Below are 18,508 nucleotides of genomic sequence, written 5' to 3'. Positions count from 1 at the left end.
TTCTTTTGAAGCCCAGCCATAATCGCGAACAATGTCGAACAAGCCAGCCACTCAGCAAACCCGCCTCACGGACTGGCTCATCTTTCTGGCTGTGCCGTTCTTTTTCTCCAGCAACGTCATTTTCGGCCGTGGCGTCGTCGGCGAGGTCTCACCCTTCATCGCCGCCTTCATCCGCTGGATCGGATCGACCCTCATCATCGCACCCTTCATGATCGCCGACTGGCGCAACTGCCTTTATTTCCTGCGTCACAAAACGCTGCTGTGGCTCATACTCGGCATTCTCGGCATGGGCATCTGCGGCGGCGTGGTCTATTGGGGCCTGACCATGACGACAGCTGCCAATGGCACGCTGATCTACACGACGTCGTCGCTGTTCATCATCCTGTTCCAGCGCATCTTTCAGGGCCGCCGCATCAGAAAGCTCGAAGTCGCAGGTATGATCATCGCCTTTGCCGGCGTGGCCGCAATCGTGCTCAAGGGCGATATGTCCGCTCTGTGGCACCTGAATTTCAACATCGGCGATTTCGCCATACTGACAGCAGCCATCGCCTTTGCGATCTATTCGGTGTTGCTGCGTGATCCCGCGGCCCGGCAGATGGCCTCCTTCAGCCTTTTCGGACTGATTGCGCTCTCCGGCGCGCTGGTGCTTCTGCCGCCGGCGGCCCTCGAACTGGCGCAGGGCGGAATGCTGCCCGCCACATCAATGGCCTGGGCGAAGATCGGCGGCATCATCCTCTTCGCTTCGCTGCTCGCCTTTTATTGTTTCACCCATACGGTGCGCGTTTTTGGCCCCGCGACGGCCGGCATCACGCTTTACATGATGCCGCCGGTATCAATCCTCATGGCAACGTTTTTTCTTGGCGAGAGCTTCGAGACCTACCATGCCATCGGCATCGTGCTGGTCACCGGCGGTGTCGTCATCGCCACCGCGCCGATCGGCCGCAAGGCCTGAGCGGCGGATGGCAAAACAGCCTGATAGCCCCTAGCCCTTGATATTTCCTGCTGGGCACCCAACTATTAGTGGGAAAGGAAGTTCATGCCATGAAACAAAGAGACGCAAAATTCACGCTTGGCGAGATCGTCCGCCACAAGGTGTTTCCGTTCCGCGGCGTGGTCATCGACGTGGACCCGGAATATGCCAATACCGAGGAATGGTGGAACGCCATTCCCGCCGATATCAGGCCCGAGCGCGACCAGCCATTCTATCATCTTCTGGCGGAAAACGAGGAGACAGAATACGTCGCCTATGTTTCCGAGCAGAACCTTGTCCATGATGAAAACGAGACGCCGCTCCGCAACCCCAATATCGGCCGCATGTTCGACAAGGCGCCGAACGGCGAATGGCGCCCGAAGATGTCAACCGCCCACTGACGCGGTTCCAGTAACGCCCCACATCTCAAGGCATAAAAAAACCGGTCTGTCGCCAGACCGGTTTTGTCATTCTTGACGCTGCTGGAGCGATCAGGGCTTCGGCGCGGTCTTGGCGGCGTCCTGAGCGGCTTCGAGCTTCTTGCGGGCCTCTTCGGCCTTTTTCTGCATGCCTTCCTGCAGGCTGCGCTGGCTTTCGGCCAGCTGCGACTGGGTGATGGCAGCACCGTCGTAAGCGCCGGTGAAACCGGAGAGTGCGATCTTGATGGGGTTCGGCGCGCGGCGGAAATTGATGGAGGTGAAGACCACCTCGCTACCCTTCTTCAAGGAAGCGATCATGGCGTCCGTCAGCGGAACTTCGGCCGTGCACTTGTCGGGAAGGCAAACGGCGTAATCGAGCTTCTGGCCCTTGCCGCCATCGATCTGCATCATCACACCGGGAGGCACGAGACGCGCGGTCGGAACGGAAACCTGAAGCAGCTTGCGGTTGACCTTGCCTTCAACAGTGATGAGGCCGACAGCGGTGATCATCTGGCCGTTCTGGGCAAGAACCACGTTCTGCACGACGCAGACATCGTTGTCTTCCTGCTTGGAGCAGGTCTTGAACCAGCCGAGCGGCGGAGCGCCAGCGCCCTGAGCGGCGGGAGCTGCATCCTGTGCCTGCGAGATGGCCGGAGCGGACACTGCGCCGAGAGAAAGGACCAGAGCGGACAGAGCCGTCCGGGTGAATGTGTTTGCCTTTTGCATCATAAGAGTTCCGTCTCCTGAATGTCTGCCAGAACAGAACCGCAAGTCCTGCTCGCCGATGGCGGTATCCTTCTGCCCGTTCAACTGTCGTTTAAATGAGGCAAATGCGTGACCCGTCTCTTCCGGCCACCCTGTTACATGCCGATCGCGGCGATATCCAGCACTTCTTTAACTTTTTCTTGAGGTGGGCCAAGATTTCCCACCCTCGCATGGGTCCCGCCAAGGGCCTGTGCTACATATTTGCCAGAATCATAACGAAAAAGCCAAATCATGACGATAAACCGATCATCATGATAAATCGGACGGACAGTTGAGACAGGATAATAACATGCGCAACCTTGCGGCCCTCATCCCCGCATTGTTTCTTTTGGGTTCATCCCTGCTTCCCGCCGGGAGCGCCCAGGCGCAGCCGCTTCACGGCATTTCCATGCACGGCACGCCGGCGCTGCCGGCAGACTTCCGGCACTTCCCCTATGTCAATCCGGACGTAAAAAAGGGCGGTCGCATTTCCTATGGCGTCGTCGGCACCTTCGACAGCCTCAATCCCTTCGTCCTCAAGGGAATGCGCACCACCGCACGCGGCGTCTGGGACCCGGAATTCGGCAATCTGCTCTACGAACCGCTGATGCAGCGCTCCAGCGACGAACCCTTCAGCCTTTACGGCCTGCTGGCCGAAACCGTCGAGTGGGACGAGGAACGCACATTCACCCAGTTCAACATCAATCCGAAGGCAAAATGGTCGGATGGCGAGCCGGTAACGCCCGACGATGTGATCTTCACCTTCAACCTCCTGAAGGAAAAAGGCCGCCCGCCCTTCAATAGCCGTTTGGACGGCGTGGCAAAGATGGAAAAAATCGGCGATCACGGCGTCCGTTTTACCTTCAACGACAGGGCAAACCGCGAAACGCCGCTCATTCTCGCCTCCTCCACCCCCATTTTGCCGAAACACGCGATCGACCCGGAAAAATTCGAGCAGGCGGGCCTCGGCGCGGTTGTCGGCTCGGGTCCATACCGAATCAAGACGCTGCGGCCGGGAGAACGAATCACCTGGGAGCGGAACCCGGACTATTGGGGCAAGGATATTCCGAGCAAGCTGGGCTTTGAGAATTACGACGAGATCAGCATCACCTATTTCCTGCAGGTCACCACCATGTTCGAGGCCTTCAAGAAGGGCGATATCGATATCTATCCCGAAGGCGATGCCATCAACGGCACCTCCGATACCTCGCATTGGGGGCAGGCCTATAATTTTCCCGCCGTGCATCGCGGCGATGTCGTCAAGGATGTGTTCCAGCCGCGCCTGCCATCGGGCATGTTCGGTCTGGTGTTCAACACCCGCCGTGCCGTCTTTGCCGATGAGAAGGTGCGCGAGGGCCTGTCCTACGCGCTCGATTTCGAGTGGATGAACAGGAACATTCTGGGCGGCGCCTTCAAGCGCACCCAGAGCTACTGGCAAAATTCGCCGCTCGGCGCTTATGGCAATGCCGCCGATGCGCGCGAACTTGCGCTGCTGGGCGACGCGGCGAAAACCATGCCGCCGGAGCTTTTGGCGGGAACCTATGCCATGCCGACCACCGACGGCACCGGTGCGGACCGCAAGGTGCTGAAACTGGCCGTCGATAAGCTGAAAGAGGCCGGGTACAGCATCAAAAATGGCAGGATGTCCGACGCCAATGGCCGTCAGCTCGCCTTCGAGATCATGACGCAGAACCCGGCGCAGGAGCGCATAGCGCTTGCCTATCAGCGCTCCCTCAACCTGATCGGCGTCGCCATGGGCATCCGCTCGGTCGATGACGGCCAATATCAGGCCCGCTCGAACAGCTTCGATTACGACATGATCATCCGCTCCCTGCCCTCCTCGCTCTCGCCGGGCGCGGAGCAGCTCAACCGCTGGAGTTCGCTGTCGCGCGATGCGCAGGGCAGCTTCAACTATGCCGGTGCGGCCAGCCCCGACATAGACCGCATGATCGAGGCCCTGCTACAGGCCCGCTCGACGGAGGATTTCCAGGCGGCGGTGCGCGGTTACGACCGTCTGCTGGTCGCCGGCCACTATATCATTCCGCTCTATTACATCGGCGCGCAGTGGATCGCCCGCTGGAAATATATCGACCGCCCGGATATGACCCCGATATCAGGCAATCAGAAACAGACCTGGTGGGATGCGCGGGCGCAATAACCCCCTCACCGGTCCACACAACGGAAGATAAAACCATGGAACGCATCGTCATCGACGTCGTATCGGATATGGTCTGCCCCTGGTGTTATCTGGGCAAGGCCAGGCTCGATCTTGCCATTGCCGAGGTGCAGGACGAGATCAGCGTCGACGTGAACTGGCGCCCCTATCGCCTCAATCCGGACTATCCGCCTGAGGGCGTCGACCAGAAGGCCGCGCTTGAGGAAAAGCTCGGCAAGGAGCGTCTGGAGCAAGCGCATGCCAGTCTGGTGCAGCTCGGCAAGGAAGTCGGCATCCATTATGATTTTGATGCAATCAAGATCGGCCCGAACACGCTCGACGCACACCGCCTGTCGCTCTGGGCGCATTCCGAAGGCCGCGACGTTCAGGAAAAGATCGTCACCGGGCTATTCAAGGCGAATTTCGAAGAAGGCCGCAATATCGGCGATCATGCCGTGCTGACCGACGTGGCCGAGAAGGCTGGCATGGACGCCAAGGTGGTGGCGCGGCTTCTGGCATCCGACGCGGACAAGGATACGGTCGTCGCCGAAATTGATGCAGCGCAGCAAATGGGTGTCGCCGGCGTGCCGTTTTTCATCCTCGACCAGAAATACGCCATCAGCGGTGCACAAACGCCTGACGTATTGATTGCTGCATTGCGGGATATTGCAAAAATCAAGGCGGACGAGCATAAAGCGATGAACTGACGGTCAAACCACCGGCAGCTTACCCTAACCGATAAACTGTTGGTGTTTTCCCGTGTCGGACCAGACCCTGAAAGGCATTCTGCTTGCCTTTGCCGCCTTCGCTGCCTACGCATGGAGTGACGCGAGCGTTAAACTCATCGAAGGCCAGATTTCACCGATCGAATCGGCCTTCTTCGGCGCCGTATTCGGCCTCGCCGCCCTGCCCTTCATCCGCAAGCGCAACGACCGCTGGGCGGATATCGTCAAAACGACCAACCGCCCGCTCTGGCTCATCCGCTTTTTTGCTTCCGGCATCGGAGCGGTCGGCAGCGTCACAGCCTTCACGCACCTCTCCATGGCCGAAGCTTTTGCGCTGATCTTCCTGCTTCCTTCCTTCGTCACCATCATGTCGGTGGTGTTCCTGAAGGAACAGGTCGGCATCAAGCGCTGGTCGGCGGTCATTATCGGCTTCGTCGGCGTGCTGATCATTCTGAGGCCGGGTTTCCGTGAATTGGGCATCGGCCATCTCGGCGCTATCCTTGGTGGTTTGAGCGGCGCGCTGTCCATCGTGATCTTCCGCGCCATGGGACCGTCGGAAAAGAAATTGTCGCTTTATGGCGCCGGCGTGCTGGGCTGTCTGGCGATCAGCGGCGTTGCCATGATCCCGACCTTCGTTCTGCCAGGCGGTGAACAATGGCTGCTTCTGGCCGGTTACGGCCTGTTTGCAGCGGTCGGCAATGTGCTGATCATGTATGCGGCCCGTTATGCGCCTGCCGCCATGATCGGCCCGACGCAATATAGCCAGATGCTCTGGGCCATCTTCTTCGGTTACCTGATCTTCGGCGACCATATCGACAGCTGGATGCTGGTCGGCATCGCCCTCATCGTCGGTTCCGGCATGTTGACGCTCATCCGTGAAAAGCAGCGAAAAGTGCCGATGCCGGCCTCGATTGCCGCCACCGACCAGAACGTCGCAGTCGGCATCACACCGGAAGACGCGCCCAGAACCCTTTAGGTCCGGCGCGTTCTTCCATGGCTATTTTTGCGGTTGGCGGCGAAAGCTCAGTAGCAGACGCGCGCGCGGTACATATCGCCCCAGCTATTCTGCCGCCAGACGACGTGGCAGCTCGGATATGCCGGCCGATAGATCACCGGAGGGCCGTAGACTGGCGGACCGTAAAATGGCTCGCCGTAATAAGGGCCGTCATAGGAATGCCGCGCCCCGGCAATGATAGCACCGCCGATAATGGCTCCGGCGATACCTGCGGCAATGCCGCCGCCGCCATGCCCGTGTCCGAAGTGGTTGCGTGCTTCCGCCTGGCTGGTGGTGGCAATTGTGGTGCCCGCAATTGTCAAAGCAACCAGACCTGCGGAGGCGAACCTGTTCATCCTGGTCCACATTGTCTTGCTCCTTCGTCGTCCGGCTTGCGCATCATATTCGGCGCAATGCAGGAGATGGGGATAAGACTACGCCCGCTGAAGCTACCGGCGCATGTCCGTTTCATTACATCCCGGTAATGTTTGCGGAGCGTCGGGGCTGGGAGGTTCATGAAGCAGATGGATGTAGGATGTTTCAATTTCCGTTTGTCCGGATGTGCTTTAGGTGTTGGTTTTCGGGAGGTTGTTTATTGACAGCGGGCCGAAGGCGGGGGGCTTACCCCCCTCTGCCCTGCCGGGCATCTCCCCCACAAGGAGGGAGATCGATCTGCGGCAAGGTCTCGCCCATCTCGAAGCTTGAGAATGAAGTGGCGGTAGCGCCCCTTGCCGATCTCCCTCCTTGTGGGGGAGATGCCCGGCAGGGCAGAGGGGGGTAAACCCCACCCACCTTCGGCTCACTCTCAATGCCCTAACGCCCCCAATCTAGGACCGCGCCAGTTCCGCCAACTGCGTCATGATCATCGCCGCCCCCGCCAGCCGTTTTTCCGGCGTTGGCAGATCGCGGTTCAGGAACAGGCTGTGATCAGGGCGGATCTTCGCCATAGAGCCCTGCTTGCCGATATAACCGACCAGCGCCGCCGGGTTGGGGAATTCCTTGTTGCGGAACTGCACGACGACGCCCTTCGGCCCGGCATCCACCTTCTCGACATTGGCGGTGCGGCATAGCGACTTGATGTAGACGATCTTGAGGAGATGCTGCACCTCTTTCGGCAGCGGGCCGAAACGGTCGATCATTTCCGCGCCGAAACCGTCGATCTCGCCGATATCGGCAAGTTCACCGAGACGGCGGTAAAGGCCCATGCGCAGATGCAGATCCGGCACATAGTCTTCCGGGATCATCACCGAGGTGCCGACCGAGATTTGCGGCGACCAGCCGCTGTCACGCACCTCTTCGTCACCCTTCACTTCCGCCACGGCCTCTTCCAGCATCTGCTGGTAAAGCTCGAAGCCGACTTCCTTGATGTGGCCTGACTGTTCCTCGCCAAGCAGATTGCCAGCACCGCGAATATCGAGATCGTGGCTCGCCAGCTGGAACCCTGCCCCCAGCGTATCCAGAGATTGCAGCACCTTCAGCCGCCGCTCGGCCATCGTCGTCAGCACCTTGTTGACCGGCAGGGTGAACAGAGCAAAGGCCCGCACCTTGGAACGGCCGACACGACCGCGCAGCTGGTAAAGCTGGGCAAGGCCGAACATATCGGCGCGATGCACGATCAGCGTGTTGGCGGTCGGCACGTCGAGCCCGGATTCGACGATGGTGGTCGATAGCAGCACATCGTATTTGCCGTCATAAAAGGCATTCATGATGTCTTCGAGTTCGCCCGCCGCCATCTGCCCATGCGCCACCGCCACCTTCAGCTCCGGCACATCCGACTGAAGGAAGGCGTGGATATCAGCGAGATCGGCAAGCCGCGGGCAGACATAGAAGCTCTGGCCGCCGCGATAATGCTCGCGCATCAGCGTTTCGCGGATGACAAGCGGATCGAACGGCGAAATGAAAGTGCGCACCGCCATGCGGTCCACCGGCGGCGTGGTGATGAGCGACAGCTCGCGCACGCCAGTCATCGCCAGTTGCAAGGTGCGTGGAATGGGCGTCGCGGAAAGCGTCAGCACATGCACGTCGCTTTTGAGTTCCTTCAGCCGCTCCTTGTGCTTGACGCCGAAATGCTGCTCCTCATCGATGATCAGCAGGCCGAGATTGGCGAAGTTGATGCCCGCGCCCAGCAGCGCATGGGTGCCGACGACGATATCCGTCTTGCCGTCAGCCACTTCCTTTTTGGTAAGCGCCAGCTCCTTGGTGCCGACAAGCCGCGAAGCCTGCTGCACGCGAATTGGAAGACCACGAAAACGTTCCGAAAAGGTGCGGAAATGCTGGCGCGACAACAGCGTGGTTGGCACCACCACCGCCACCTGTACGCCGTTCATGGCGGCGAGGAACGCGGCGCGCAACGCTACCTCGGTCTTGCCGAAACCGACATCGCCGCAGATCAACCGGTCCATCGGCCGCCCGGCGCCCAGATCCTCACGCACCGCCTCGATGGCGGTCAGCTGATCCTCGGTCTCGTCATAGGGAAAGCGGGCCGCGAATTCGTCGTAAAGCCCATCCGGCGCAACCAGCGCCGGCGCATGGCGCACCAGACGCGCCGCCGCAATGCGGATCAGCTCGTCGGCCATGTCGAGCAGCCGCTTCTTGAGCTTGGCCTTTCGGGCCTGCCACGCGCCACCGCCCAGCTTGTCGAGCGTGGCTTCTGCCGCATCGGAACCATAACGCGACAGGAGATCGATGTTTTCGACGGGAAGGAACAGCTTGGCGTCGTCGGCGTAATGCAGTTCCAGACAGGCGCGCGGCGCGCCCGCCGCCTCGATGGTCTGCAAGCCAACAAAGCGACCGATACCATGTTCGGCGTGGACGACCAGCGAGCCCTCGTCCAGCCCCGCCACTTCCGAGATGAAATCCGCGCCGCGCTTGCGGCGTTTCGAGCGGCGCACCATACGGTCGCCAAGAATATCCTGCTCGCCGATGACAGCCAGCATCCCCGTCTCAAACCCGGCTTCGAGGCTGAGCACCGTCGCGGCCGCCTCACCCTTGCCGAGCTTCTCCACCTCTTTCAGCGCCGTCACCGGCTTGATGTTTTCCAGCCCGTGCTCGTTCAACACCTGCAACAGCCGGTCGAGCGAACCTTCCGACCAGCCTGTGATCAGCACCTTCCAGCCCTTGGCGCGGCGCTCGGCAATATGCTTCACCGCCAGATCGAAAACATTGATCCGTTCTTCGCTATTGCTTTCGCTCATTGGCCGCGCCCAGCGCGGGCCGACATGGGCATCCAGAGTCGCGACCGGATGACCTTCGCTGTCATGCTCGTTGAAAGGTGTCAGACGCACCGCATTGGCAGCGGCGAGCATCGCATCGAAGCTTTTGCCATCGAGATAGAGCTGCCCCGGCGATACAGGCTTGTAGGGCGCGCCCTGCGTGGAACCTTTGGTCTCACCTGATGCCCGTCGCGCCTCGTAATAATCGAGCACCAGCTTGGAGCGTTCCTTCGCCGCCTCCCGCGCCGTATGGTCGGTGACGATGCGGAAACCCTTCAGATAATCGAAGGCGGTTTCCAGCTGCTCGTAAAACAGCGGCAGCCAGTGCTCCATGCCGGCATAACGGCGACCTTCGGACACGGCTTGGTAAAGCGCATCGTCGCGGGTCGCAGCGCCGAACAGCGACAGGTAATTCTTGCGGAACCTGCCTATCGTGTCCGGCGTCAGCGTCACTTCGCTCATCGGGTTCAAATCGAGCGAGCGGGCCTGGGCGATGGTGCGTTGGCTGGCCGGATCGAAGGTGCGGATGCTTTCCAGCGTATCGCCAAAGAAATCAAGCCGCACCGGTTCTTCGGTGCCGGGAACGAAAACATCCAGAATGCCGCCGCGCACGGCGAATTCACCCACTTCACGCACCGTCGCCACCCGGTCGAAACCGTTGCGCTCTAGCCGTGCGGCAATCTCTTCCATGCGGATTTGGTTGCCGGGCTTGGCCGAAAAGCCGAGGTTGCCAATGATATCCCGCGGCGCCATCTTCTGCAGCATGGCGTTGACGGTGACGAGAACGATAGCCGGATGCGGCTTTTTCGCGTGGGCGATGAGACCAGAGAGTGCCGCAAGCCGCCGCGCCGAAGTGTCTGCGCTCGGTGACACGCGGTCATAAGGCAGGCAATCCCACGCCGGCAGCGTCATGACAGGAATGTCAGCCGCGACGAAACCGAGGACCTGTTCGAGATCGGCGGCCCGCTGGCCATCCGACATTACATAGGCGACCGACGTGCCTGCCCGCGCCATATCGGCAAGCAGCAGCGCTTCCATGCCGGAAGGCACATTTCCGATGGTCAGCGGCGTATCGGCCGACGTTACCAGCTTTGCATCGAATCCGGCTATCATGTTTCAGGCCTTCAGGGTTTCTGCTGTGACGAGATCGAAATCGGGACGGTAGGAAGCGATCTTCTCAAACAGCGGGGTCTGGAATTTTTCCGGCACCGGCTGCGCGCCCGTCACCATCTGCACAAGGTCGTTATCCTCTTCCGCCATGATGACCTCAAGTTCATCGAGCTGACTATCGGAAAGCGTGGCGATATGGTCTTCCGCGAATTGCCCGAGCACCAGATCCATCTCGCGAATACCCCGGTGCCAGCAGCGGTAAAGGATCCGCCTGCGTCTCGGATCGAGGTCGGCACTCGTGCGCACCAGTCCAGTCATCGCATTCACCTTTCGGTTGGCTATTCAACAGGATGTTGACTGCGACCTCCTATAGAACAGGAGGCGAACGCTTGGGAACCGGTTTTTATCGAAATAATGCCACGGCGATGAAAATCTGCCGGTGATAACCCGCCTTTGTCGGGGCTCAACTCTTGCATAACGTCTCCCCTTCCCCGATTTTGTGCGCCATGCGCCCGGCCATTCTCGATCCGCTGTTTGCCTCGGTTTCCACCCTCGCCGGTGTGGGGCCGAAGCTCGCCGATCTTCTGGCGAAGTTGCTTGGCCGGGAAAGCGCCGACGATACCCGCGTGATCGACCTTCTTTTTCACGCGCCGTCGAATGTCATCGACCGCCGCAACCGCCCCGGCATTGCACTCGCGGCCCCCGGCGCCATTGTCACCATTCAGGGACGTGTTGACCGCCACCAGCCGCCGCCACCGGGCAATCGTTCCGCGCCCTACCGGGTTTTCCTGCATGACGAGACCGGCGAACTGGCGCTGACCTTCTTCCGCGCCAAGGGTGACTGGCTGTCCAAGGCGCTGCCAGTGGACGAAGAGGTTCTCGTCAGCGGCAAGGTGGACTGGTTCAACGGCCGCGCCTCCATGGTGCATCCAGATTTCATGGTGAAACTCTCTGAGGCGGAAAACCTGCCGCTGGTGGAAGCCGTTTACCCCATGACCGCCGGGCTGTCTGCCAAGGTGCTGCGCAAGGCAATCGAAAGCGGGCTCTCAAAGCTGCCGGTCTTTCCCGAATGGATCGACGAAACGCTGAAGACCCGCCAGGGTTTCGGCGATGTCGCCTCGAGCTTCCGCGAGCTACACGATCCTCGCGACAGCGCCGATATCGAACCGCAGGCCCCGGCGCGCCGGCGGCTTGCCTATGATGAGTTTCTCGCCGGACAGCTGTCATTGGCGCTGGTGCGCCAGCGGATTCGTAAAGTGGCGGGCCAGCCGATCCGCGCCAAGGGCGATATCGCCGCAAAAATCCTCGCACAGCTGCCCTTCTCGCCAACGGCAAGCCAGAGCGCTGCGGTAAAGGATATCCTGACCGATATGGCCGGCGAAGACCGCATGTTGCGGCTGCTGCAGGGTGATGTCGGTGCTGGCAAGACGCTGGTTGCGCTGATGGCCATGGCGACAGCCGTGGAGGCCGGCGGACAGGCGGTGCTGATGGCCCCGACTGAAATCCTCGCCCGTCAGCATTTCTCCACCATCTCCAAACTCGCTCAGACAGCTGGCATCACCGTCGAGGTTCTCACCGGCCGCACCAAGGGCAAGGAGCGCCGCGAGATCGAGGAACGCGTGGCGTCCGGCGAAGCGCAGATCGTCATCGGCACCCACGCGCTGTTTCAGGATAGCGTCGCTTACAAGAACCTCGTGCTGGCCGTGGTGGATGAGCAGCACCGTTTCGGCGTGCACCAGCGCCTGCGGCTCACCGCCAAGGGCATCACGCCGCATATGCTGGTCATGACCGCCACCCCCATTCCGCGCACGCTGGTGCTGGCCGCCTTCGGCGACATGGACGTGTCGAAGCTCACCGAAAAACCCGCCGGCCGCAAACCCATCCAGACGGTGACAATCCCCACCGAACGCATCGGCGACATTGTCGAGCGGCTGCGCGCCGCTTTGAAGGACGGCAAGAAGGCCTACTGGATCTGCCCGCTGGTGGAGGAGACGGAAGAGTCCGATTTGATGTCGGTGGAAGAGCGGCATGCGGTTCTGTCGCAAATGCTCGGCCCAAATATAGGTCTTATCCACGGCCGCATGAGCGGCCCGGAAAAAGACGCCGCCATGCTCGCTTTCAAGAGTGGCGAAACCCGGCTGCTGGTGGCGACGACGGTGGTGGAAGTCGGCGTCGACGTGCCGGATGCGACCATCATGGTCATCGAACACGCCGAACGTTTCGGCCTTGCCCAGCTGCACCAGCTGCGCGGCCGGGTGGGACGCGGTGACGAGGCATCCACCTGCATCCTGCTCTACAAGGGGCCGCTCAGCGAAAACGGCCGCGCCCGGCTCTCCATCCTGCGCCACAGCGAGGACGGCTTCCTCATCGCCGAGGAAGACTTGAAGCTGCGTGGCGAAGGCGAACTGCTCGGCACCCGCCAGTCCGGCACGCCGGGCTTTCGCATCGCCAGCCTCGAGGCGCATGCCGACCTGCTGGAAATCGCCCGCAAGGACGCGGCCTATGTCATCGAGCGCGACCCCGAACTGACAGGACCACGCGGCGACAGCCTGCGCACCCTGCTCTATCTGCACCGCCGCGACGAAGCGATCCGCTTCCTGCACGCCGGCTGAAAGTTTTGACCATCATGAACATGATCGACCCACGCCGCCCACCACCCGCCTTCCGCAAGGGCTACGCGCTCTGCTCGCCGCAGAACACCTTGCAGCCGGAGACCTTTGCGAAAAGCGAGAAGAAGGCGATAGGCAAGGCTTTCAAAAAGCCCGGCCGAAAGAAGGCATGGGCAGAGGCGCTGGAGCAAGGCTGGAGCGTGCGGCTCGTCTATATGCGGCTTTTCGTTCCTGTTTTTCATGCTACGAGCACGGCTATTGAGACGGACGATCTGGATGATGAGGATTGATCGACGCGTCTGAGAGACCCTTTGGCTAAAATGCAGAGGGCCATCGTTGCGATGTATGAATGACCGTCAGAATCTCGATATTCCGGCCGACGCGATAGGCAATAATGTAGGAAATGTCAGGAAGTACGGCTTCCCGTGTTCCCCTGATGCGCCCGACCCGCCCCATCGCCGGCTGCGCCACCAACATATCGACCGCGGAGACAATACGGGAAATAACGCGAGCCGCGGCGGCTGGATTGTCCTTTTCGATATGCGCACCGATTTCATCAAGCCGTCGCAGCGCCCGCAAAGTCCAAAGAATTCTCCGATCGCTCATGACGGCCGGGAGGATTTCACATATTTTCCGACAATGTTTGCGAGATCATCAGGCGTTCCAAACTCGCCGCGATCCGCCTCCGCCAAACCGGCCTCGATCTCGGCGAGCTGCCACTCTTCACGGGCAACAAAGTCCTCAATCGCCCGCGTCGCCATATAGGACCGCGAGCGATCAAGCTTTTCCGCCAATTGGTCCAGCTTGTCAGCAACCTCGTCTGGCAAGCGCACTGTGAATGCAGTCATGATCGCGGCTTCTCTTGGTTCACAAAGATTATTAGTGAACCACATTGGTTCGTCAAGGTTCCGCCTATAGCCTAATATGCCCCATTAGGCCGACTATTTTCCCGCTAGAGAATGAACACGGGAAATAGCCATGCGGACATCCGTAACAGACGCAACGAGCACGGCCTCAATATCTAAACCGGCGCAATCACCTTCGGCGGCGTGAAATCTGGCGCCACCAGACCGCCGGAAATCAGCAATTTAGCCGCGTCCTCCGGCGTCATGTCCAGCATCACGATCTTGTCTTTCGGCACAAACAGCAGAAAGCCCGCAGTGGGCACAGGGGTGGGTGGCAGGAAGACGGCGACCATCTGCTGGCCCATCTCGTTGAAGCGATGGGCAAGCTCGCCCTTCACTTCCGAGGATACGAACACCATCGCCCAGGTGCCGGAGGAGGGAAATTCGATCAGGCCGACCTTCTTGAAAGAGTTCGCATGCTCCTTCAGAACGGATTCGAACAGCTGCTTGATGCTCTTGTAGATCGGCCGCACCAGCGGCATGCGGTTGAGAATGGATTCACCGACGCCGACGATCCATTTGCCGATGAGGTTATTGCCGAGAAAACCGATGAGGGTGATGCCAACGACGGCGATCAGCAGGCCGAAGCCGGGGATTGCCACATCGAAATATTGCTCGGGATCATAACGGGCGGGAATATAAGGCTTAACCCAACTATCCGCCCACTGCAGAAAACTCCACACCAGCCACATGGTGATGGTGACGGGCGCGAGGATAAGGACGCCCGTGAGGAAGCTGTTGCGCAGACGGGCTGCGAATGAAATTTTTACTGGAATATCAGTCATTTACCGTTCGGCATTAAGCGTTGACGCTATCGAAACCCGGATGAAAACCGACAATGCCGGATGGAGTTCCGCCATGCAAGCGAAGAACTGTGAAATATTCGTCAGGAATCCCCTCAGCGCTTAAGCCCTCAACAGGACGAAAACCGAAGCGGCCGTAATAGTCCGGATCGCCCGCGACGACGCAGCCTGCGGCATTCAGGCGCTCCAGCGCGGCAAGCCCTTCGCGCGCCAGCCGTGAACCGACGCCTTGCCCCTGCCGATCCGGCGTGACCGAGAGCGGCGCAAGACAGAACCAGCCGGTTTCGCCGCTGGTGAGCGTCACCGGCGAAAACCCGATATGGCCGACGATGCCTTCGCTGTCCTCGGCAACCAGCGAAACCGTTAGCGCGCCCGCCTTGCGCAGCCGCTCGACAATCAGATGCTCTGTCTTGTCGCTATGATCGACGTCACGGAAGGCATCTTCCGTAACGCGAGCAATCGCCTCTTCATCACCCTGCTGTTCCGGCCGAATGATCATTCCACCGTCACCGATTTCGCCAGATTGCGTGGCTGATCCACATCCGTGCCCATGAAGACGGCTGTGTGATAGGCGAGCAGCTGGATCGGCAGCGAGAAGACCATCGGCGCGATCAGCTCGTCGACATTTGGCAGGGTGATCGTCGCCATGGTCTCGAGCCTGGAGGCGGCAGCCCCCTTCTCGTCGGTGATGAAGATGATGCGGCCGCCGCGGGCTGCCACTTCCTGCATGTTCGACACGGTCTTTTCGAAGAAGCGGTCATGCGGCGCAATGACGATAACAGGCATGTTCTCGTCTATCAGCGCGATCGGCCCGTGCTTCAACTCGCCGGCGGCATAACCTTCAGCGTGGATATAGGAGATTTCCTTGAGCTTCAGCGCGCCTTCCAGCGCCAACGGGAAGCTGGTGCCGCGGCCGAGGTAAAGCACGTCCTTGAAACGCGACAGATCGCGTGACAGCGCCTCGATCTGCGGCTGGATGCTGTTGAGAACCTTGCTCATGATGCGCGGCATCTCGGTGAGATGGCGAACCAGTTCGGTTTCCTGCTGGGGTGTGATCGTGCCACGCGCCTTGCCGGCGGCAACGGCCAGCGAAGCAAGCACGGCAAGCTGGCAGGTGAAGGCCTTGGTGGAGGCGACGCCGATTTCGGGGCCGGCGAGGATCGGAAAGATCGCATCCGATTCGCGCGCCATGGTCGATTCGCGCGTATTGACCACCGCGCCGATCTTCAGACCTTCCTGCTGGCAATAGCGCAGGGCCGCCAGCGTATCGGCGGTTTCGCCCGATTGCGAAATGAACAGCGCGGCCTGCGTCGGCACGAGCGGAATCTCGCGGTAGCGGAACTCCGAGGCGACATCGATTTCCACCGGCAGGCGGGCATAACGCTCGAACCAGTATTTGCCGATCAGCCCGGACAGATAGGCCGTGCCGCAGGCGGAAATGGCAAGGCCGGAAAGCTTGGAGAAGTCGATAGCCTTGTCGGCATCCTTCACCGTCTTGGAGGCGAAATCCACGTAGTGGCTGAGCGCATGGGAAATGACTTCCGGCTGCTCGTAGATTTCTTTTTCCATGAAGTGGCGGTGATTGCCCTTGTCGACCACATAGGCCGTCGCCTGCGAAATCTGCCGCTCGCGCTTCACCGGCTTGCCGGAGAAATCGATGATTTCCGCACCCTGCCGGGTCAAGATGGCGCAGTCGCCATCCACCAGATAGGTGATCTCGTTAGTGAAGGGTGACAGCGCGATGGCATCGGACCCCAGGAACATTTCGCCACGGCCATAACCGACGGCCAGCGGCGGGCCGGAGCGCGCCGAAAGCAGCGTGCCGGGATCATCCTGAAACATGACGACCAGCGCATAGGCGCCGGTAACGCGGTTCAGCATCTTCAGCATCGCTTCGCGATGGCCAAGCCCTTCGCGGGTATATTTCGCCAGAAGCTGCGCCACCACTTCGGTGTCGGTCTGGGTGGTGAAGGTCGCGCCCTCGGCTGTCAGTTCTTCGCGCAGTTCGGAGAAGTTTTCGATGATGCCATTATGGACGACGGCAACGCCTTCAACGAAATGCGGGTGGGCATTGGTCTCGTTCGGTACGCCATGCGTCGCCCAGCGGGTGTGGGCAATACCGACCACACCCGGCAGCGGCTGTTCCGAAACCAGCTTTTCCAGGTTGAACAGCTTGCCTTCCGCCCGGCGGCGGTCCATCGCGCCATTGTCGATGGTGGCGACACCAGCCGAATCGTAACCGCGATATTCGAGACGCTTCAGCGCATCGACAAGCCGTTCAGCAACAGGCTGGGTTCCGACAATTCCGACAATTCCGCACATATATTTCTCCAGACGGCGATCTCTTCGCCGAAACTACTAACCGTTTCTCCGAAATCAGCAATTATCCCGCCGGTCACTTTCGGTATCGCTCGGTAACGTCTTTCAAGAGGCCTTTTTCTTGGCTTCCTTCAGCGCTTTCGCCCGCTCGCGTACCACGATTGCGCGGCCCGGCTTAACCTCCTGACGCGCCCGCCCGAAAGCCAGCGCATCATCAGGCACGTCATCGGTAATCACGCTGCCGGAGGCTATATAAGCCCCCTCTCCAATGGTGACGGGAGCGACCAGCGACGAGTTCGAGCCAATGAAACTGTTCGCACCGATCCGCGTTTCGGCCTTGTTGTAACCGTCGTAATTGCAGGTGATGGCGCCCGCACCGATATTGCTGCCGGCGCCGATATAGGCATCACCGATATAGGTCAGATGGTTGACCTTGGCGCCCTCGCCGATCTCCGCCTTCTTGACCTCGCAGAAATTGCCGACCTTGGCTTTGGCATGCAGGTTGGCACCCAGACGTAACCGCGCAAAAGGACCGACCATCGCACCTTCAGCAACATGAGCCCCCTCCAGATGCGAAAACGAATGGATGATGGCACCCGCCTCGATGGTCACACCGGGACCGAACACGACATTCGGCTCGATCAGGGCATCCTGCCCGATCTTCGTATCGAAGGAGAGGAAAACCGTCTCGGGCGCGATCATCGAAACACCCTCCACCATCAACTCATGGCGGCGGCGCTCCTGCCACAACTTCTCGATAAAAGCCAGTTCGGCACGGTTGTTGCAGCCGACCAGCTCGGTTTCCGGCGCATCGATGGCCACGGCGCGACGGCCGAGCGAACGGGCGATTTCAACGATGTCGGTGAGGTAATATTCGCCCTTCACATTGCCGTTGCCGATCCGGTCGAGCAGATCAAGCGCATTGCGACCGTTGATCGCCATCAGGCCGCTATTGCACCAGGTCACCTTGCGTTCTTCGTCGGTTGCGTCCTTTTCCTCGCGGATCGCTACCAGCTCGCCATTCTCGACCAGCAACCGGCCATAACCGGTCGGACGCTCGGTGTGGAAGCCGATCACGGCCACATCGGCACCGGCGGCAATCGCCTCACGCGCCCGATCAAGCGTCGCGGACGTGATGAGCGGCACGTCACCATAAGCGACGATCAGGTCGTCGAAACCGCGCTCAATGGCTGGGCGTGCGGCAAGAACGGCATGGCCGGTGCCCTTGCGCTCCGTCTGCAAGAAAGCTTCAACCTGAAGACCCCTAAGGTTCGCGGCCGCGGCAACATTGTCAGCATCGCGCCCGACCACCAGCGCCACCGCGCCAACACCCGATCCAGCCACAGCCTCCACCACATGCGCAATCATCGGCCGCCCGGCAACCGTGTGCAGCACCTTGGATTTCGACGACTTCATGCGCGTGCTGTCGCCCGCTGCGAGAATAACGGCTAGAGAGCTGCGCTCCATAAGACCTCCAACACCCTATCTCCGGGCACAAGGGCAGCCGGGACAGTGGCATGTGTTTGACTTTACGCCAGCCGGT

At 60.3% G+C, this 18,508-nt stretch carries 17 protein-coding genes; 7 read left to right on the top strand and 10 right to left on the bottom strand.

Features of this window, described 5'->3' with window-relative positions; genetic code table 11:
• Nucleotides 1-31 precede the first annotated feature (31 nt).
• Together FCH38_RS09835 and hspQ are read left to right on the top strand one after the other, a co-directional pair.
• Nucleotides 32-952, top strand: a complete 921-nt coding sequence (locus FCH38_RS09835) for a DMT family transporter (RefSeq protein ID WP_174373610.1) — start codon at nucleotides 32-34, stop codon at nucleotides 950-952.
• An 89-nt stretch (nucleotides 953-1,041) separates the two neighbouring features.
• The gene (gene hspQ, locus FCH38_RS09830) at nucleotides 1,042-1,371 is read left to right on the top strand and encodes a heat shock protein HspQ (RefSeq protein WP_149897382.1); all 330 of its coding nucleotides are present in this window, start codon (nucleotides 1,042-1,044) and stop codon (nucleotides 1,369-1,371) included.
• A gap of 90 nt (nucleotides 1,372-1,461) precedes the next feature.
• Here hspQ and FCH38_RS09825 read toward each other — a convergent pair whose 3' ends face one another.
• Nucleotides 1,462-2,118, bottom strand: a complete 657-nt coding sequence (locus tag FCH38_RS09825) for an invasion associated locus B family protein (RefSeq protein ID WP_142840062.1) — start codon at nucleotides 2,116-2,118, stop codon at nucleotides 1,462-1,464.
• 325 nt (nucleotides 2,119-2,443) lie between these two features.
• On the opposite strand from FCH38_RS09825, the gene FCH38_RS09820 reads away from it, so the two are divergent.
• The 3 genes from FCH38_RS09820 to FCH38_RS09810 are packed head-to-tail and all read left to right on the top strand — an operon-like array spanning nucleotide 2,444 to nucleotide 5,989.
• On the top strand, nucleotides 2,444-4,291 hold the full coding sequence (locus tag FCH38_RS09820; RefSeq protein ID WP_174373609.1) for an extracellular solute-binding protein: 1,848 nt from the start codon (nucleotides 2,444-2,446) through the stop codon (nucleotides 4,289-4,291).
• Between the two features lie 35 nt (nucleotides 4,292-4,326).
• Nucleotides 4,327-4,995, top strand: coding sequence for a DsbA family oxidoreductase (locus FCH38_RS09815; protein WP_149897380.1), 669 nt, complete (start codon nucleotides 4,327-4,329; stop codon nucleotides 4,993-4,995).
• Nucleotides 4,996-5,047: 52 nt separating this feature from the next.
• Nucleotides 5,048-5,989: an EamA family transporter gene (locus tag FCH38_RS09810; protein ID WP_174373608.1), complete on the top strand. Its 942-nt coding sequence runs from the start codon at nucleotides 5,048-5,050 to the stop codon at nucleotides 5,987-5,989.
• Between the two features lie 47 nt (nucleotides 5,990-6,036).
• On the opposite strand, the gene FCH38_RS09805 is transcribed toward FCH38_RS09810, so the two are convergent.
• The 3 genes from FCH38_RS09805 to FCH38_RS09795 form a co-directional block, all read right to left on the bottom strand.
• Entirely contained in the window at nucleotides 6,037-6,375 is a 339-nt protein-coding gene (locus tag FCH38_RS09805; RefSeq protein ID WP_174373607.1) for a hypothetical protein, read from the bottom strand.
• A 459-nt stretch (nucleotides 6,376-6,834) separates the two neighbouring features.
• A complete protein-coding gene (gene mfd / locus FCH38_RS09800) occupies nucleotides 6,835-10,332 on the bottom strand; it encodes a transcription-repair coupling factor (protein WP_174373606.1) in 3,498 nt (1,165 codons plus the stop codon).
• Between the two features lie 3 nt (nucleotides 10,333-10,335).
• On the bottom strand, nucleotides 10,336-10,647 hold the full coding sequence (locus FCH38_RS09795) for a succinate dehydrogenase assembly factor 2 (protein ID WP_174373605.1): 312 nt from the start codon (nucleotides 10,645-10,647) through the stop codon (nucleotides 10,336-10,338).
• Nucleotides 10,648-10,835: 188 nt separating this feature from the next.
• Here FCH38_RS09795 and recG point away from each other — a divergent pair, with 188 nt between their 5' ends.
• Nucleotides 10,836-12,941 carry an ATP-dependent DNA helicase RecG gene (recG, locus tag FCH38_RS09790; protein WP_174373604.1) on the top strand — a complete coding sequence of 702 codons (2,106 nt, stop codon included), beginning with the start codon at nucleotides 10,836-10,838 and terminating at the stop codon, nucleotides 12,939-12,941.
• A 14-nt stretch (nucleotides 12,942-12,955) separates the two neighbouring features.
• Nucleotides 12,956-13,228: a hypothetical protein gene (locus tag FCH38_RS09785; RefSeq protein ID WP_149897374.1), complete on the top strand. Its 273-nt coding sequence runs from the start codon at nucleotides 12,956-12,958 to the stop codon at nucleotides 13,226-13,228.
• A gap of 25 nt (nucleotides 13,229-13,253) precedes the next feature.
• On the opposite strand, the gene FCH38_RS09780 is transcribed toward FCH38_RS09785, so the two are convergent.
• The 6 genes from FCH38_RS09780 to glmU form a co-directional block, all read right to left on the bottom strand.
• On the bottom strand, nucleotides 13,254-13,544 hold the full coding sequence (locus FCH38_RS09780; protein ID WP_153513975.1) for a type II toxin-antitoxin system RelE/ParE family toxin: 291 nt from the start codon (nucleotides 13,542-13,544) through the stop codon (nucleotides 13,254-13,256).
• Nucleotides 13,541-13,789, bottom strand: coding sequence for a CopG family ribbon-helix-helix protein (locus FCH38_RS09775; RefSeq protein ID WP_423753167.1), 249 nt, complete (start codon nucleotides 13,787-13,789; stop codon nucleotides 13,541-13,543). The genes FCH38_RS09780 and FCH38_RS09775 overlap by 4 nt, the downstream gene beginning before the upstream one ends.
• 170 nt (nucleotides 13,790-13,959) lie before the next feature.
• On the bottom strand, nucleotides 13,960-14,628 hold the full coding sequence (locus FCH38_RS09770; protein WP_149897371.1) for a DUF502 domain-containing protein: 669 nt from the start codon (nucleotides 14,626-14,628) through the stop codon (nucleotides 13,960-13,962).
• A gap of 13 nt (nucleotides 14,629-14,641) precedes the next feature.
• Complete coding sequence (locus tag FCH38_RS09765) at nucleotides 14,642-15,145, bottom strand: GNAT family N-acetyltransferase (RefSeq protein ID WP_174373603.1); 504 nt, start codon at nucleotides 15,143-15,145, stop codon at nucleotides 14,642-14,644.
• Nucleotides 15,142-16,968, bottom strand: coding sequence for a glutamine--fructose-6-phosphate transaminase (isomerizing) (glmS, locus tag FCH38_RS09760; protein ID WP_174373602.1), 1,827 nt, complete (start codon nucleotides 16,966-16,968; stop codon nucleotides 15,142-15,144). Before glmS ends, FCH38_RS09765 begins: the two co-directional genes overlap by 4 nt.
• 102 nt (nucleotides 16,969-17,070) lie before the next feature.
• On the bottom strand, nucleotides 17,071-18,432 hold the full coding sequence (gene glmU / locus FCH38_RS09755; RefSeq protein ID WP_174373601.1) for a bifunctional UDP-N-acetylglucosamine diphosphorylase/glucosamine-1-phosphate N-acetyltransferase GlmU: 1,362 nt from the start codon (nucleotides 18,430-18,432) through the stop codon (nucleotides 17,071-17,073).
• Between the last annotated feature and the right edge of the window lie 76 nt (nucleotides 18,433-18,508).

Source organism: Agrobacterium tumefaciens, from assembly GCF_013337285.1.
In the GTDB taxonomy this organism is placed as follows: domain Bacteria; phylum Pseudomonadota; class Alphaproteobacteria; order Rhizobiales; family Rhizobiaceae; genus Agrobacterium; species Agrobacterium burrii.
This window is presented reverse-complemented; position numbering and strand designations above follow the sequence as displayed.